The 14,202-nt window shown below is 73.9% G+C and carries 15 protein-coding genes; 6 read left to right on the top strand and 9 right to left on the bottom strand.

Features of this window, described 5'->3' with window-relative positions; translation table 11 throughout:
* Positions 1-18 precede the first annotated feature (18 nt).
* The 3 genes from IO33_RS0104795 to IO33_RS0104785 are packed head-to-tail and all read right to left on the bottom strand — an operon-like array spanning position 19 to position 2,672.
* Positions 19-744, bottom strand: a complete 726-nt coding sequence (locus IO33_RS0104795; protein ID WP_031160586.1) for an NUDIX hydrolase — start codon at positions 742-744, stop codon at positions 19-21.
* Positions 741-1,979: an ROK family protein gene (locus IO33_RS0104790; RefSeq protein ID WP_031160585.1), complete on the bottom strand. Its 1,239-nt coding sequence runs from the start codon at positions 1,977-1,979 to the stop codon at positions 741-743. The genes IO33_RS0104795 and IO33_RS0104790 overlap by 4 nt, the downstream gene beginning before the upstream one ends.
* A 48-nt stretch (positions 1,980-2,027) precedes the next feature.
* The gene (locus IO33_RS0104785) at positions 2,028-2,672 is read right to left on the bottom strand and encodes an alpha-ketoglutarate-dependent dioxygenase AlkB family protein (protein WP_031160582.1); all 645 of its coding nucleotides are present in this window, start codon (positions 2,670-2,672) and stop codon (positions 2,028-2,030) included.
* An 80-nt stretch (positions 2,673-2,752) separates the two neighbouring features.
* Here IO33_RS0104785 and IO33_RS0104780 point away from each other — a divergent pair, with 80 nt between their 5' ends.
* A complete protein-coding gene (locus IO33_RS0104780) occupies positions 2,753-3,886 on the top strand; it encodes a methyltransferase (protein ID WP_031160579.1) in 1,134 nt (377 codons plus the stop codon).
* A gap of 72 nt (positions 3,887-3,958) precedes the next feature.
* Here IO33_RS0104780 and IO33_RS0104775 read toward each other — a convergent pair whose 3' ends face one another.
* Both IO33_RS0104775 and IO33_RS0104770 read right to left on the bottom strand, forming a co-directional pair.
* Complete coding sequence (locus tag IO33_RS0104775) at positions 3,959-4,810, bottom strand: class II fructose-bisphosphate aldolase (RefSeq protein ID WP_031160577.1); 852 nt, start codon at positions 4,808-4,810, stop codon at positions 3,959-3,961.
* Positions 4,811-4,835: 25 nt separating this feature from the next.
* Complete coding sequence (locus IO33_RS0104770; RefSeq protein ID WP_031160574.1) at positions 4,836-5,717, bottom strand: SIS domain-containing protein; 882 nt, start codon at positions 5,715-5,717, stop codon at positions 4,836-4,838.
* A 124-nt stretch (positions 5,718-5,841) separates the two neighbouring features.
* Between IO33_RS0104770 and IO33_RS0104765 the strand changes: the two genes are divergently transcribed.
* Positions 5,842-6,621 carry a DeoR/GlpR family DNA-binding transcription regulator gene (locus IO33_RS0104765; RefSeq protein ID WP_031160571.1) on the top strand — a complete coding sequence of 260 codons (780 nt, stop codon included), beginning with the start codon at positions 5,842-5,844 and terminating at the stop codon, positions 6,619-6,621.
* 71 nt (positions 6,622-6,692) lie between these two features.
* Here IO33_RS0104765 and IO33_RS0104760 read toward each other — a convergent pair whose 3' ends face one another.
* Entirely contained in the window at positions 6,693-7,088 is a 396-nt protein-coding gene (locus tag IO33_RS0104760) for a luciferase domain-containing protein (RefSeq protein ID WP_031160568.1), read from the bottom strand.
* A gap of 442 nt (positions 7,089-7,530) precedes the next feature.
* Here IO33_RS0104760 and IO33_RS0104755 point away from each other — a divergent pair, with 442 nt between their 5' ends.
* Both IO33_RS0104755 and IO33_RS0104750 read left to right on the top strand, forming a co-directional pair.
* The gene (locus IO33_RS0104755; protein WP_031160566.1) at positions 7,531-8,709 is read left to right on the top strand and encodes an MFS transporter; all 1,179 of its coding nucleotides are present in this window, start codon (positions 7,531-7,533) and stop codon (positions 8,707-8,709) included.
* 557 nt (positions 8,710-9,266) lie between these two features.
* Entirely contained in the window at positions 9,267-10,007 is a 741-nt protein-coding gene (locus tag IO33_RS0104750) for a maleylpyruvate isomerase family mycothiol-dependent enzyme (RefSeq protein ID WP_031160564.1), read from the top strand.
* 7 nt (positions 10,008-10,014) lie between these two features.
* On the opposite strand, the gene IO33_RS0104745 is transcribed toward IO33_RS0104750, so the two are convergent.
* Positions 10,015-10,410 carry a MarR family winged helix-turn-helix transcriptional regulator gene (locus IO33_RS0104745; RefSeq protein WP_031160561.1) on the bottom strand — a complete coding sequence of 132 codons (396 nt, stop codon included), beginning with the start codon at positions 10,408-10,410 and terminating at the stop codon, positions 10,015-10,017.
* An 85-nt stretch (positions 10,411-10,495) separates the two neighbouring features.
* On the opposite strand from IO33_RS0104745, the gene IO33_RS0104740 reads away from it, so the two are divergent.
* Together IO33_RS0104740 and IO33_RS0104735 are read left to right on the top strand one after the other, a co-directional pair.
* A complete protein-coding gene (locus IO33_RS0104740; RefSeq protein ID WP_031160559.1) occupies positions 10,496-11,986 on the top strand; it encodes an MFS transporter in 1,491 nt (496 codons plus the stop codon).
* A gap of 71 nt (positions 11,987-12,057) precedes the next feature.
* Positions 12,058-12,342, top strand: coding sequence for a DUF6332 family protein (locus IO33_RS0104735; protein ID WP_031160556.1), 285 nt, complete (start codon positions 12,058-12,060; stop codon positions 12,340-12,342).
* Here the strand turns inward: IO33_RS0104735 and IO33_RS0104730 are convergent.
* Both IO33_RS0104730 and IO33_RS0104725 read right to left on the bottom strand, forming a co-directional pair.
* Complete coding sequence (locus tag IO33_RS0104730) at positions 12,303-12,968, bottom strand: response regulator transcription factor (protein ID WP_031160555.1); 666 nt, start codon at positions 12,966-12,968, stop codon at positions 12,303-12,305. The genes IO33_RS0104735 and IO33_RS0104730 overlap by 40 nt on opposite strands.
* Positions 12,965-14,182, bottom strand: a complete 1,218-nt coding sequence (locus IO33_RS0104725) for a sensor histidine kinase (RefSeq protein WP_031160552.1) — start codon at positions 14,180-14,182, stop codon at positions 12,965-12,967. The genes IO33_RS0104730 and IO33_RS0104725 overlap by 4 nt, the downstream gene beginning before the upstream one ends.
* Positions 14,183-14,202 lie beyond the last annotated feature (20 nt).

Here is a 14,202-nt window from a genome sequence, read left to right as displayed (position 1 = left end):
GTGGCCGCGCGGCTCGGCTCAACCGTCCGTGTGGGCGCGGAGGACCGGTCGCAGATAGTCGACGTACGGCCCGTCGAGCGACTCCAGGCCGACGGGTGACCCGATCAGCTCGATCCGGTCGAACTCGGGGTCGCGGCCCTGGGCGGTCTCCGCCTCCACCAGCCGCGCGTACCGGTCGTACAACTCCTCTGCGGGGCGCGGCGGGGCGGTGAACACGACGCCGACGCTGCCGCGCCCGCCCCGGGTGGTCAGCCATGGCGTCAAGGCGTCGGCGGGGGTGGCGGATCCGGTCTCCTCGGCCAGTTCGCGGGCCGCGTGCTCCTGCAGCGCCGCGATGTCCAACTCGCCGCCGACGCACGGGGGTTCGACGGTTCCGCCGGGCAGCTGCCAGCGGCCCGGGGCCGCGGTCGAGGGCGCCATCCGGCCCACCGTCAGACGGCCGTCGTGGTCCGGCTGGGCCACGGACACGAACAGTGACGCGTACACGGGTGCGCCGGGCACCCGCCGCAGGGCCCAGTGCCGGTAGGTGCTCCGGGCCCAGGACAGCACCAGCCCTTCGGCCCCGTCCCGTTCGAGTCCGGTCAGCGCGGCGACCGGGCCGTCGAACAGGGCCGGGTTGGCCCGTACGGCCTCCTCCCACGCCCGGTCCATCGCCGAGCGGTGGCGGCCGGACAGCTCCGGCAGGGCCGTCTCGACCAGGCGGATGCGCCGGGCGGGCAGGATCTCCACGGCCGAAGCGGTCACCGCAGCGCCCCCAACGGGTCGTCCAGCACCGGCTGCCATGCCAGTTCGGCCGCCCCGACGAGGCTGTTGTGGACGAGCGTGCAGGGCAGGATCGGTACGCCGCCGCTCTGGCCCCACAGGCTGCGGTCGGCGACGACCGCGCGCAGCCGGCCGGGGTCGGTGTCCAGCAGGGTGCGGTGCAGGCCGCCGAGGATGATGCGGTCGGGGTTGAGGATGTTGACGAGGCCGGCCAGGCCCAGGCCCAGGCGGTCGATCAGGGCCTCGGCGGCCGACCGGACGGCCGGGTCGGCGTACTGGGTACGCAGCAGGTCGTCGGCCTGCTGGAGCAGGGACACCTCGGGGCCCGGCTCGCGGCCGGCCTCGACGAGCAGGGCCAGCGGGTCGGCCTCGACGTCCAGACAGCCACGGCTGCCGCAGTGGCAGGGCCGGCCCTCCGGGTTGACGGTGAGGTGACCGACCTCCAGGGCGAGGCCCGAACTGCCGGTGTGCAGGCGGCCGTCCAGCACCAGCGCGCCACCGACGCCCCGGTGCCCGGTGGCCACGCACAGCAGGTCCCGCGCGCCCCGCCCGGCGCCGTGCCGGTGCTCGGCGAGCGCGGCGAGGTTGACGTCGTTGCCCGCGAAGGCCGGGCCCGTGATGCCCGCGGCGCGCACGCACTCCGCGAAGGTCCTGCGGACCGGGGCGCCGACGGGCCAGGCCAGGTGCAGGGGGTTGAGGGCGAGGCCGTCGGGTTCGGCCACGGCGGACGGCACGGCGAGTCCCGCGCCGACACAGCGACGGCCGGTCGTGCGCAGCAGTTCCGCGCCGGCCTCGACGACCGAGCCGAGCACCTGCGCCGGGTCCGCGTCGACGGTCTCGCAGCCGGGCGCGGTCGCCACGATCCGCCCGCCGAGGCCGACCAGGGCGGCCCGGAAGCCGTCGGCGTGGACCTGCGCGGCGAGCGCCACCGGGCCGTCTTCGGCGACCTCCAGCCGGTGCGAGGGGCGGCCCTGGGAGCCGGCGGCGGCGCCGGGCCGGGCGTCCACCCGGATCAGCCCGAGCGCCTCCAGCTCGGCGGCCACCGCCCCCGCCGTCGCCCGGGTGACCCCGAGTTCCGCGGTGAGCACGGCGCGGGTCGGCGCCCGCCCGGTGTGCACCAGCTCCAGCGCGGGTCCGAGCGCTCCGCGCCCCCGGTCCAGCCGTGCCCTCGAGGTGGTCCTCTCCCCCGCCGTCCGGGGATCCGCCTTGCCGCTCATGAGGGCGAGTCTCCCATGATCCGCACCCGTGGTGGCCTGCGCCGCCGGCTACAGGCCACTCACCCGCAGGGTGACGTTCAGCCGTCCTGTCAGGCCGAGCCCCGGCGGGCCCGTGCCCGGGTGCACGCGCGGGACGCCGTGGTAGGCGAACCGGGACGGTCCGCCGAAGACGAACAGGTCCCCGCTGCGCAGTTCGACGTCGGTGTAGGGCCTGGCGCGTGTCGCGGGATTGCCGAAGCGGAAGACGCACGTGTCGCCGAGGCTGAGGGAGACCACCGGCGCGTCCGTCTTCTCGTCGCTGTCGCGGTGCATGCCCATGCGGGCGTCGCCGTCGTAGAAGTTGATCAGCGCGATGTCGTACGCGTACGGCTGCTGCGGGCCCAGCGCGGCGACGGCGGCGCGGCGGCCCAGCTCGCCGAGCCAGGCGGGGAACGGTTTCACGGGGGCGCCGTCGCCGTCGACGACCGTGCGCGCGTAGGCGTACGGGTACCAGTGCCAGCCCAGACAGACCTGGCGGGCGGTCATCGTGCCGCCGCCCGGGGTGCGGACGGTGCGCAGCCCGGCGGGCGGCCGCGCCCATCTGCGGCAGGCGGCGAGCAGCTCGCGCTGCCTGCCGGGGTCCAGCCAGTCCGGGACGTGCACGGCGCCCGGCGCGACCTCCGCGCGCTCCCTGGCAAACAGCTCCGCGTCCATACGCTCCATCGTGCCGCAGGGTCGCCCCACCACCCCTGAGCTGCGGCTCGGCTAGCCTGGGAGGCACGATGAGCGACCGAATGACGACACCGTGGGGCGAGATCGAGCTGTCCCGCTTCCCTGAGGACCCCCGCGACCGGCTGCGCGCCTGGGACGCGTCCGACGCGTACCTGCTGCGGCACCTGGCCGAGGAGGGGGTGCCGCTCACGGGCTCGGTCGTGGTGCTCGGGGACCGCTGGGGTGCGCTGGTCACGGCGCTCGCACGGCACCGGCCGACGCAGATCACCGACTCCTTCCTGAGCCAGGAGGCGACCCGGGCGAACCTGGCGCGGGCCGGTGTCGAGCCCGGCGCCGTGCGGCTGCTGACCACCCAGGATCCGCCGCCGGAGCGGGTGGACGTGCTGCTGGTGCGGGTGCCGAAGAGCCTGGCTCTGCTGGAGGACCAACTGCTGCGGCTGGCGCCCGCCGTGCACGGGGACACGGTGGTGGTCGGCACCGGCATGGTGAAGGAGATCCACACCTCCACGCTCCAGCTGTTCGAGCGGATCCTCGGGCCGACCCGGACCTCGCTGGCCCGGCAGAAGGCCCGGCTGATCTTCTGCGCCCCGGACCCGGCGGCGACCCGGCCGGCGAACCCGTGGCCGTACAGCTACGCGCTCCCGGACGGGCTCGGTGCGGTGTCCGGGCGCACGGTCGTCAACCACGCGGGCGTGTTCTGCGCCGACCGGCTCGACATCGGCACCAGGTTCCTCCTCCAGCACCTGCCCGGGCCGGGCGCCGGACGCGTGGTCGACCTCGGGTGCGGCAACGGCGTGGTCGGTACGGCGGTGGCGCTGGCGGACCCGACGGCCGAGGTGCTGTTCGTGGACGAGTCGTTCCAGGCGGTGGCCTCGGCGGAGGCCACGTACAAGGCCAACGGGGTGCCCGGACATGCCGAGTTCCGGGTCGGGGACGGGCTGGCCGGGGTGGCGCCCGGCAGCGTCGACCTGGTCCTGAACAACCCGCCGTTCCACTCCCACCAGGCGACGAGCGACGCGACGGCGTGGCGGATGTTCACGGGGGCGCTGCGCTCGCTGCGGCCGGGGGGTGAGCTGTGGGTGATCGGGAACCGGCACCTGGGGTACCACGTGAAGCTGAGGCGGTTGTTCGGCAACTGTGAACTGGTGGCCTCCGATCCGAAGTTCGTGGTGCTGCGGGCGGTCAGGAAGAGCTAGCGCTCCGCCGTCGGCCCGCTGCGGCGCCGTCGTGACTGGTCGTGCGGTTCCGCGCGCCCCTTTCGGGGCGCTCTAGCCGGCCAGGACCCCGATGATCCGCTGTACCTCGCCGGCCATCGCGTCCCGGCCCACGCTGAGGTACTTGCGCGAGTCGACGGCCGCGGGGTGGGCGGCGAGGAACTCCCGGATCGCGCCGGTCATGGCCACGTTGAGCGCCGTGCCGACGTTGACCTTGGCGATGCCGCCGGCGACCGCCGCGACCAGGCCGTCGTCCGGTACGCCGGAGGAGCCGTGCAGGACGAGCGGGACGGTCACAGCGGCGGACAGCCGTTTGAGCAGGCCGTGGTCGAGGGTGGCGGTGCGGGTGGTCATCGCGTGCACGCTGCCGACGGCGACGGCGAGCGCGTCGACGCCCGTACCGGTCACGAAGTCGTGCGCCTGGTCGGGATCGGTGCGGGCGCCCGGTGCGTGGGCGTCCAGCGGAGGCCTGCCGTCCTTGCCGCCGACCTGCCCCAGCTCGGCCTCGATCCACAGCCCTTGGGCGTGTGCCCAGTCGGCGGCGGCCCGGGTGGCGGAGAGGTTGTCGGCGTACGGCAGCCGGGCCGCGTCGTACATCACCGAGCTGAACCCGGCGTCGGGCGCCTGGCGCAGCAGGTGGTCGCTCTGCACGTGGTCCAGGTGCAGAGCGACGGGCACGGCGGCGCGTTCGGCGGCGGCGACGGCGGCCCGGGCCAGTGGCAGCAGCCGCCCGTAGCGGAACTTGACGGCGTTCTCGCTGACCTGGAGGACGACGGGCGCACCGGCCGACTCGGCGCCGGCGATGACGGCCTCCACGTGTTCCAGGGTGATGATGTTGAACGCGGCGACGGCGGAGCGGGTTCCGGCGGCGGTGGTGACCAGTTCGCCGGTGGACGCGAGAGGCACGGGGGGTGTCCTTCCGGGGCGCTGGTCAGGGGGCGAGGATCACCGAGCGGGTGAGGTGGCGCGGCTGGTCCGGGTCGAGGCCGCGCGCGGCGGCGACGGCGACCGCGAGCCGCTGGACACGGACGAGTTCGGCGAGCGGGTCGAGCCCGCCGTCGATCCACAGCCCGCCGGTGGCGCGTACCTGTCCGGCGAGTCCCTCGGGTGCCGGGCCGAGCATCCAGGTGGCCGTGCCCTCGGTGGTGATGCTGATGGGGCCGTGCCGGTACTCCATCGCCGGATAGGTCTCGGTCCAGGACAGCGAGGCCTCGCGCATCTTGAGCCCCGCCTCGTGGGCGAGCCCGACCGTCCAGCCGCGCCCGAGGAAGGTGAACTGGGTGCAGCCGACCAGTCCTTCGGGAAGCGGAGTGGCGAGGGCCGTGCGCGCGTCGGCGACGACGGAGTCGGTGTGCAGGCCGAGGTGGGCGCGCAGGAGGGTGAGGGCGGTGGTGGCGAACCGGGTCTGGACGACGGAGCGTTCGTCGGCGAAGTCCAGTACGACGAGGTCGTCGGCCATGCTCGCGACCGGGGTGTCGGGATCGCCGGTGACGGCCGTGGTGCGCGTCCTGCCCTTCAGCGCGCCCAGCAGTTCCAGGACCTCGGTCGTGGTGCCGGAGCGGGTGAGGGCCACGACCCGGTCGTACGACCGCCCGAGCGGGAACTCGGAGGCCGCGAACGCGTCGGTCTCGCCCTGGCCGGCGCTCTCCCTGAGGGCGGCCACCGCCTGCGCCATGAAGTACGAGGTCCCGCACCCCACGATCGCGGTCCGCTCCCCTGGCCCCGGCAGTGCGTCCCGGTACCGCTTCGCCGCCTCGGCGGCGCGTGTCCAGCACTCGGGCTGGCTGTTCAGCTCGTCCTCGACATGCGTCATGCCCACACCCTTCCCAGGCTGATTGTTCCTGCAAGATATAGCGAGCTTTCGAGCAGTTTCAAGCATTCGAACGGAGAGTCGGGTGCGCTAGGGTCGCCTGGAACACTTCGAACGGAGGCTGCGGATGTCCCGGGACGCCCGCTGGAAGGCGCTGCTGGAACTGCTCGTCGAACGCGGCCGGCTGGAGGTCGAGGAGGCGGCGGCCGAGCTGGAGGTGTCGGCGGCGACGATCCGCCGGGACTTCGACCAGCTCGCCGAGCAGCAGATGCTGGTGCGCACCCGGGGCGGAGCGGTGGTGCACGGGGTGTCGTACGAACTCCCGCTGCGCTACAAGACGGCCCGCCGCGCCTCGGAGAAGCAGCGCATCGCCAAGGCCGTGGCCGATCTGCTGGCGCCGGGTGAGGCGGTGGGGCTGACCGGTGGTACGACCACCACGGAGGTGGCCCGCGCCCTGGCCGTACGCGGCGATCTGTCCAGCGCCTCGCCCGCGCTGACCATCGTCACCAACGCGCTCAACATCGCCAACGAGCTTGCCGTACGACCCCAGTTCAAGATCGTGGTCACGGGCGGGGTGGCACGCCCTCAGTCGTACGAACTCATCGGCCCGCTCGCGGACGGCGTGCTCGGGCAGATCACGCTCGACGTGGCGGTGCTCGGTGTCGTCGCCTTCGACGCCACGCACGGCGCGGCGGCCCATGACGAGGCGGAGGCCGCGATCAACCGGCTGCTGTGCGAACGGGCGGAGCGCGTGGTGGTCGCCGCGGACTCCAGCAAGCTGGGCCAGCGGGCGTTCGCCCGGATCTGCGGGACGGAACTGGTGAACACGCTCGTCACGGACACAGCGGTGACCCAGGAGACGGTACGCCGCTTCGAGGAGGCGGGCGTCCGGGTTCTCACGGTGTGATCCCGGGGCCCGCAGTGCGGCCGGGGCCCGCGGCGGACCCCCGCAGGTCCCTCGCGCGACGGGGGGCCGGCTCAGAATCGGCTGAGGTCGGCCTTCACGAAGCCCGCGCCACGCTGGTCGTTGCAGCCGGCCGGGGGCCGGTCGAGCGGGTCGGGCGAGGCCTGCTGGGCCTGGAGCGCCACGCTCACCAGGGTCAGCAGCAGGTCGACGTCGCTCGCCGCGTCGAGGCGCAGGGTCACCCACTGCGAGCCGGGCACGACCCTGATCGCACCCGAAGCCTTGAGGTCCTTGGCGAACCGCCGGATCGCCCGGTCGGTCAGCCGCAGATCGACATCCCGGTCCGAGTGGAAGTGGGCGATCTCGCCCTGGACCGAACTCACCGCCTGCCCCAGGCCGCAGCTCGGGACCGCCTGCCTCAGATCGGGCCAGGTCGCCAGTTGCGCGAGTGCGCGCGAGGCCAACGTCATGGGCCCATCATGGACCGCTCACCCGTCGGCAACCAGCTCGTGAGCAAGCATTAACCGACCTGTATCCGGCGGTGAGGCGGCCGGGGGCACCTCGGAAGTACTCGGAACGGGCCATAGGGCAAGCCGTGTTGACGCCGCCACGAGCGTGACAGAGGACAAGTCGCCGCAGGTCAACGCCACATCGGTCGGCTCATGGGCGGACGGGTCACCGCGCCGCGCTGTCCACGGCGGCCCGGGCGGCCGGCGAAGTGCGGGGTCGCCGAAGCGGGTGACGGCGCCGAACCGGCCGACGCGCAAGCGAGAGGGAACCGCGCGCCTGTCGTGTACGACAGGCGCGGCGGAGCGGAGCCGCCGGGCCCTCGCGAAGCCACTTGCACCGGCCCGCACATCCACCTAGCCTGACTTTGTGCCGCAACTAAACAAAACCCGCTCGCACAGTGTCGTGCCGGGTGACAGCCGTGACCTCAGCCGCCTCCGCGCGGCCCTCACCGCCTTCTTCGCCCTCGACGGCTTCATCTTCGCGGGCTGGGTCGTCCGTATCCCCGCCATCAAGCAGCAGACCGACGCCTCCGCCGGCGATCTGGGGCTGGCCCTGCTCGGGGTCTCCGCCGGCGCCGTCGTCACCATGACCCTCATCGGGCGGCTCTGCCGCCGCTACGGCAGCCATCCGGTCACCGTGGTCTGCGCCGTCCTGCTCTGCCTCAGCGTGAGCCTGCCGCCGCTGACCCACTCGGCACCCGCCCTCGGGGCCGTGCTCCTCCTCTTCGGCGCGGCCTACGGCGGCATCAACGTCGCCTTCAACAGCGCCGCCGTCGACCTCGTGGCCGCGCTGCGGCGACCGGTCATGCCCACCTTCCACGCCGCGTTCAGCCTCGGCGGCATGATCGGCGCCGGCCTCGGCGGACTGGTCGCCGGTGCCCTCTCCCCCCTGCGGCACCTGCTCGGCCTCACCCTGCTCGGGCTGCTCGTCACGGCCGTCGCCGGACGCACCCTGCTGCGGCAGGAACCGCCCGTACCGGCGGACCGGAGCCCCTCCCCCCGGGCACCGGCGGCGGGTGCCGCACCTCGCCCCACCGCGGGCCGAGGGCTGGTGGTCGTCTTCGGGCTGGTCGCGTTGTGCACCGCCTACGGCGAGGGCGCCATGGCCGACTGGGGCGCGCTCCACCTCCAGCAGGACCTCGCGGCGCCGTCCGGCGCGGCGGCGGCCGGGTACGCGTGTTTCGCGCTGGCCATGACCGTGGGCCGGGCGACCGGGACGGCCTTGCTGGAGCGCCTCGGCCGCGCCCGTACGGTGATCGCCGGCGGTTCCGTCGCGGCGGCGGGCATGCTGCTCGGCTCGCTGGCGCCTTCCGTGTGGGCCGCGCTGATCGGCTTCGCCGTCACCGGGCTCGGCCTCGCCAACCTCTTCCCGGTCGCCGTGGAGCGCGCCGGTGCGCTGGCCGGTCCGTCCGGCGTGGCCGTCGCCTCGACACTGGGCTACGGCGGCATGCTCCTCGGGCCGCCCGCGATCGGGTTCATGGCCGACTGGTTCTCCCTCCCGACCGCGCTCACCAGCGTCGCCGCGCTGGCCGCCGTCGCCGCCGTCATCGGGCTGTCCACGCGCCGGGCGATGGGCGGCTGACGCGGCGGCCGGCGGCACCGAGGAGACATGCCCGCCGGAGCCGGCAACCCCTCAGCACCGGCACGCCGTTCACGCGTCCCGGGCGTCGCGCCGTACGACCCCCGGCCGGCCCACGCCCGAAGCGCCGGCCGTCGAGCGCATAAACCCAGGCCCCGCGCCATACGACCCAGGGCCACCCCACGCCCAAGGCGCCGGCCGTCGAGCGCACGACCCACACCTCGCGCCATACGCCTCGGGGCCACCCCACGCCGAAAGAGCCCACCTTCGAGCGCACGACCCAGGCCCCATGCCACACGATCCGCGGCCGGCCCCCGCCGAAAGCGCCGCCTCCGAGCGCACGACCCAGGGCCCCGCGCCATATGCTCCGCAACCGCCCCGCCGAATGAGCCCACCTTCGAGCGCACGACCCAGGCCTCACGCCACACGATCCGCAACCGCCCCCGCCCAAGCACCGCCCTTCGAGCGCACGACCCAGGCCCCGCGCCGTGCGGTCCGCGACCGGACCACCGCCGAACCCGCCGAACTTCGAGCGCGCTCCATCCGGCACACTCGCCCCCATGGACACTGCCGACTTCCTTCAGACCCTGGACCGGGAGGGCCGGCTCCTCGCGGCGGCGGCCGCCGTGGCGGGGAGCGACGCCAAGGTGCCGACGTGCCCGGAGTGGCAGGTGCGCGACCTGCTGCGGCACACCGGCGCGGTGCACCGCTGGGCCGCTTCCTTCGTCGCCGACGGGCACACCGAGCCGCGCCCCATCGGCGACCCGCCGGACCTCGACGGCGCCGAGCTGGTCGACTGGTACCGGGACAGTCACCGGCTGCTGGTCGACACCCTGGCCGCCGCGCCCGCCGACGTGCGGTGCCTGACCTTCCACCCGGCCCCCAACCCCTCACCACTGGCGTTCTGGACCCGCCGGCAGGCGCACGAGACGACCGTCCACCGCTACGACGCCGAGGCCGCGCGCGGCGGTCCGGCGTCGCCGATCGCGCCGGACTTCGCGGTCGACGGCATCGACGAGTTGCTGCGCGGTTTCCACGCCCGCTCCCGCAGCCGCCTGCGCACCGAGGAGCCACGTCTGCTGCGGGTGCGGGCACTGGACGCGGGCGCGGACGCGGTGTGGACCGTACGGCTCACGGCCGAGCCGCCGGTGACCGTGCGGGAGGAGAGCGGTCGGGCCGAGGCCGAACTGGCGGGCCCCGCCGTCGAGTTGTATCTGGCCCTGTGGAACCGGAGACCCGTGCCGAGCGTGTCCGGCGATCACTCGCTCGCCACGCTGTGGCGGGACAGGGGCGGGATCTGAGGTCCGGTCAGTCGGCGTCGGCCAGCATCCGGGCCAGCACCGCGCGCTGCACGGGCCGCACCTCGCCGTGCAGCGCGCGCCCCTTCGCCGTGAGCGCCACCCGCACCCCGCGCCGGTCCTCGGCACACATGGCGCGCTCGACCAGGCCGTCCTTCTCCAGGCGGCCGACCAGCCGGGACAGCGCGCTCTGGCTGAGATGGACGCGCTCGGAGATCTCCTGCACGCGGTAGGCGCAACCGCCGTCCGCCGCGCCTTCGGCCAGCAGGTCGAGGACCTCGAAGTCACTGGCGCACAGGCCGTGTCCGCCCAGTGCCCGGTCCAGCTCGCACTGGGTTTGCGCGTGCAGCGCGAGGATGTCCCGCCACTGCTCCACGAGCGCCTGCTCGGCCCTGTTCGACGCCATGAGCGCACCGTAGCAGAGAAACAAGTTCATTGCGTCGGAATTAAATGCACTTGCATTCGATGCATGCGCATGTAGTCTCGTCGGCATGACCTCTCCGCTCACCACCCTTTCGTCCCCGTCTTCGGCGGTGCGCTGGACTCCCCGCCTGTGGGGCACCCTGCTGGTGCTCTGCGCGGCGATGTTCCTGGACGCGCTGGACGTGTCGATGGTCGGCGTCGCGCTGCCGTCGATCGGCTCGGACCTGCACCTGTCCACGTCGACCCTGCAATGGATCGTCAGCGGCTACATCCTGGGCTACGGCGGACTGCTGCTGCTCGGCGGCCGCACCGCCGATCTGCTCGGCCGCCGTCAGGTGTTCCTCGTCGCCCTCGGTGTCTTCGCGCTCGCCTCGCTGCTCGGCGGGCTCGTGGAATCCGGTCCGCTGCTGATCGCCAGCCGCTTCATCAAGGGCCTCAGCGCGGCCTTCACGGCACCGGCCGGTCTGTCGATCATCACCACGACGTTCCCGGAGGGCCCGCTGCGCAACCGCGCCCTGTCCATCTACACCACCTGCGCCGCCACCGGCTTCTCCATGGGCCTGGTGCTCTCGGGGCTGCTCACCGAGGCCAGCTGGCGCTTCACCATGCTGCTGCCCGCGCCGATCGCGGTCGTCGCCCTGCTCGCCGGCCTGCGGCTGCTGCCGCGCAGCGCCCGCGAGCAGAACCACGACGGCTACGACATCCCCGGCGCCGTCCTCGGCACCGCGTCGATGCTGCTCCTGGTCTTCACCGTCGTCCAGGCCCCCGAGGCCGGCTGGGCCTCGGCCCGCACACTGCTGTCCTTCCTCGCCGTCGGGCTCCTGCTGACCGTCTTCGTCCTGGTCGAACGGCGTTCGCCGAGTCCGCTGGTCCGGCTGGGGGTGCTGCGCTCGGGCAGCCAGGTGCGCGCCCAGCTCGGCGCCATCGCCTTCTTCGGCTCGTACGTGGGCTTCCAGTTCCTGACCACGCTCTACATGCAGTCCCTGCTCGGCTGGTCGGCGCTGCACACCGCGCTCGCGTTCCTGCCGGCGGGCGCGCTGGTGGCGGTGTCCGCCACGAAGGTCGGCGCGATCGTCGACCGGTTCGGCACGCCACGGCTGATCGCGGCCGGCTTCGCCTTCATGGTGCTCGGTTACGCGCTGTTCCTGCGCGTCGACCTCGAGCCGCTGTACGCGGCCGTGATCCTGCCGTCCATGCTGCTGATCGGCGCGGCCTGCGCGCTGGTCTTCCCGTCGCTCAACATCCAGGCCACCAACGGGGTCGAGGACCACGAGCAGGGCATGGTCTCCGGTCTGCTCAACACCTCGGTGCAGGTCGGCGGCGCCGTCTTCCTGGCCGTGGTCACGGCCGTGGTGACCGCGGGCGCTCCCGCGCACGCCACCCCGCAGGCCGTCCTCGACAGCTACCGGCCCGGCTTCCTGGTCGTCACCGGCATCGCCGCGGCCGGCCTGCTGATCACCCTCACCGGTCTGCGCAGCCGTCGTAGCCAGCCGACCCTCGTGGTCGCCAGGTCCACCGTGGAGGAGGCGAAGGCGGACCGCGTGCCGGTCCGCGACTAGGGGGATGCCTCCCGGCGGGCGCCCGGCGGAGCTGCTTGCCCCGCGGGGCGCCCGTCTGTGAAGCTGGCGGAATGCGCACAGACGGGGGACGCCGCACCAAGGCCCAACAGGACGCGGCGACAGTGGAGATCGGATACGCACTGGTGAGCGCTGCCTTCGCGGCGGCGGTGCTGTTCGGGGCCGTGGCCGGGCCCGCGCTGCTCTTCGATCTGCCGCAGTCGCTGTCCAAGATCCTGCTGTGGGCCGGTGCGGCGGTCGCACCGGTCGTGTTCACGGCCCGTGTGCTGAGTGTGCTGGTGCGCTTCCAGCGGGCGGCTCAGCCCAGCCAGCCGGGCCGTACCAACCCCGACTCGTAGGCCAGCACGACGAGTTGGGCGCGGTCCCGGGCGCCCAGCTTCACCATCGTGCGGCTCACGTGGGTCTTGGCCGTGAGCGGGCTGACCACCAGGCGGCGTGCGATCTCCTCGTTGGACAGGCCGATGCCGACCAGCGCCATCACCTCCCGCTCCCGCTCGGTGAGCCGGCCGAGGGAGTCCGCCGCGGCGGGCTCCTTGGAACGGGCCGCGAACTCGGCGATCAGCCGACGGGTGACCCCCGGCGACAGCAGCGCGTCCCCCTGCACCACCGCCCGTACCGCACGCAGGAGTTCGTCCGGTTCGGTGTCCTTCACCAGGAAGCCGGAGGCGCCGGAGCGGATCGCCTCGAAGACGTACTCGTCCAGCTCGAAGGTGGTGAGCATGACCACCTTCACGTCCTTCAGGACCGCGTCACCCGTGATACGCCGGGTGGCGGCGAGACCGTCCAGCAGGGGCATGCGGATGTCCATCAGGACGGCGTCCGGCCTCAGTTCGCGCACCAGGCGCAGCGCCTCCTCGCCGTCGGCCGCCTCCCCCGCCACCGCGATGTCCGGCTGGGCGTCGAGCAACGCCCGGAAACCGGCCCGCACCAGCGCCTGGTCGTCGGCCAGCAGTACCCGGATCACTCGTCCTCCCCGGTGTGCGTCGGCAGTACGGCGAGCACCCGGAAGCCGCCGTCGGGGCGCGGGCCCGCCTCGATGCTCCCACCGAGCGCGGCCGCCCGCTCCCGCATGCCGGCCAGTCCGTTCCCGCTGCCCCCGGCGTCGGCGCCGGTGGCCGGCCCGTCGTCGTCGATGCGCAGCCGCAGACCGCCGCCGTGGTGGTCGAACAGCACGCGCGCGTGCCGCGATCCTGAGTGCCGTACGACGTTGGTCAGCGCCTCCTGCACGATGCGGAAGGCGGCGAGGCCGGCGCCGGGCGGCAGCTGGGGCGGCTCGCCCTGGATGTCCACGGTCAGTCCGGCCGCCGCCGCCTGCTCCACCAGCTCCGGCAGCCGGTCCAGGCCGGGGGCGGGGGCGCGGGGTGCGTCTCCGGAGGCACGCAGGGTGTCGAGGACCTGGCGCACTTCACCGAGCGCCTCCTTGCTGGCGGCCTTGATGGTGGTGAGCGCGGTCCGTGCCTGTTCGGGGTCGCTGTCGAGCAGTGCGAGCCCCATGCCGGCCTGGACGTTGATGACGGAGATGCTGTGGGCGAGGACGTCGTGCAACTCGCGGGCGATCCGCAGCCGTTCCTCGTCCGCGCGGCGCCGCGCCGCCTGTGCCCGGTCGGCGCGCTCCCGGGCCCACTGTTCACGCCGCACCCGGGCCAGTTCGCACAGCGCGACGACGGCCAGCACCCAGGTGGCGACGACGATCTCCTGGGCGAGGCCCCCTCGCTGGTCGCCCGCGGGCGGCAGCCGGCGGAAGAGCCAGAGGGCGACCAGGGCATGCCCGGCCCACAGCAGGCCGACGGACGCCCAGGCGGCCCGCCGGTGCCCGGCGACGACCGCGCTGTAGCAACTGACGGCGACGGTCAGGAAGACCGGTCCGTAGGGGTAGCCCGCGGCGAGGTAGCCGAGGGTCACCGTCGCGGTCCCGAAGGCCACGGCCACCGGGTGCCGGTTCCGCCAGAGCAGCAGGACGCAGGCGGCGACCAGCAGCACGCGCGCGTAGCCGTTCAAAGGCACGCGATGCGGCTCGCTCTGCGCGGCGAAGTGGCTGCCGACCAGGACGAACGCGGTGAACAGCACGGTGGACCGCCAGGGCGGCCGCGCCCGGTGCGGCTCCCCTTCTCCGGCCGGGGCGCTCCACCACGGCGGGCCGTGCCGCCACCACTGCCCCGGGGGGCGGTGCTCTTCCATGCAGGCCACGGTAGACGGCA

The organism is Streptomyces durhamensis (assembly GCF_000725475.1).
Taxonomy (GTDB): domain Bacteria; phylum Actinomycetota; class Actinomycetes; order Streptomycetales; family Streptomycetaceae; genus Streptomyces; species Streptomyces filipinensis.
Note: the sequence above shows the minus strand (reverse complement) of the source record. Positions and strands in the feature narration are given on the sequence as shown.

What these genes read in the sequence shown, in the direction of transcription:
- IO33_RS0104770 (WP_031160574.1), bottom strand. Translation starts at nt 5,717, where the DNA reads ATGACGCATGTCGAGGACGAGCTGAACAGCCAGCCCGAGTGCTGGACA.
- IO33_RS0104765 (WP_031160571.1), top strand. Translation starts at nt 5,842, where the DNA reads ATGTCCCGGGACGCCCGCTGGAAGGCGCTGCTGGAACTGCTCGTCGAA.
- IO33_RS0104745 (WP_031160561.1), bottom strand. Translation starts at nt 10,410, where the DNA reads ATGGCGTCGAACAGGGCCGAGCAGGCGCTCGTGGAGCAGTGGCGGGAC.
- IO33_RS0104735 (WP_031160556.1), top strand. Translation starts at nt 12,058, where the DNA reads ATGCGCACAGACGGGGGACGCCGCACCAAGGCCCAACAGGACGCGGCG.
- IO33_RS0104790 (WP_031160585.1), bottom strand. Translation starts at nt 1,979, where the DNA reads ATGAGCGGCAAGGCGGATCCCCGGACGGCGGGGGAGAGGACCACCTCG.
- IO33_RS0104750 (WP_031160564.1), top strand. Translation starts at nt 9,267, where the DNA reads ATGGACACTGCCGACTTCCTTCAGACCCTGGACCGGGAGGGCCGGCTC.
- IO33_RS0104740 (WP_031160559.1), top strand. Translation starts at nt 10,496, where the DNA reads ATGACCTCTCCGCTCACCACCCTTTCGTCCCCGTCTTCGGCGGTGCGC.
- IO33_RS0104760 (WP_031160568.1), bottom strand. Translation starts at nt 7,088, where the DNA reads ATGACGTTGGCCTCGCGCGCACTCGCGCAACTGGCGACCTGGCCCGAT.
- IO33_RS0104780 (WP_031160579.1), top strand. Translation starts at nt 2,753, where the DNA reads ATGACGACACCGTGGGGCGAGATCGAGCTGTCCCGCTTCCCTGAGGAC.
- IO33_RS0104785 (WP_031160582.1), bottom strand. Translation starts at nt 2,672, where the DNA reads ATGGACGCGGAGCTGTTTGCCAGGGAGCGCGCGGAGGTCGCGCCGGGC.
- IO33_RS0104725 (WP_031160552.1), bottom strand. Translation starts at nt 14,182, where the DNA reads ATGGAAGAGCACCGCCCCCCGGGGCAGTGGTGGCGGCACGGCCCGCCG.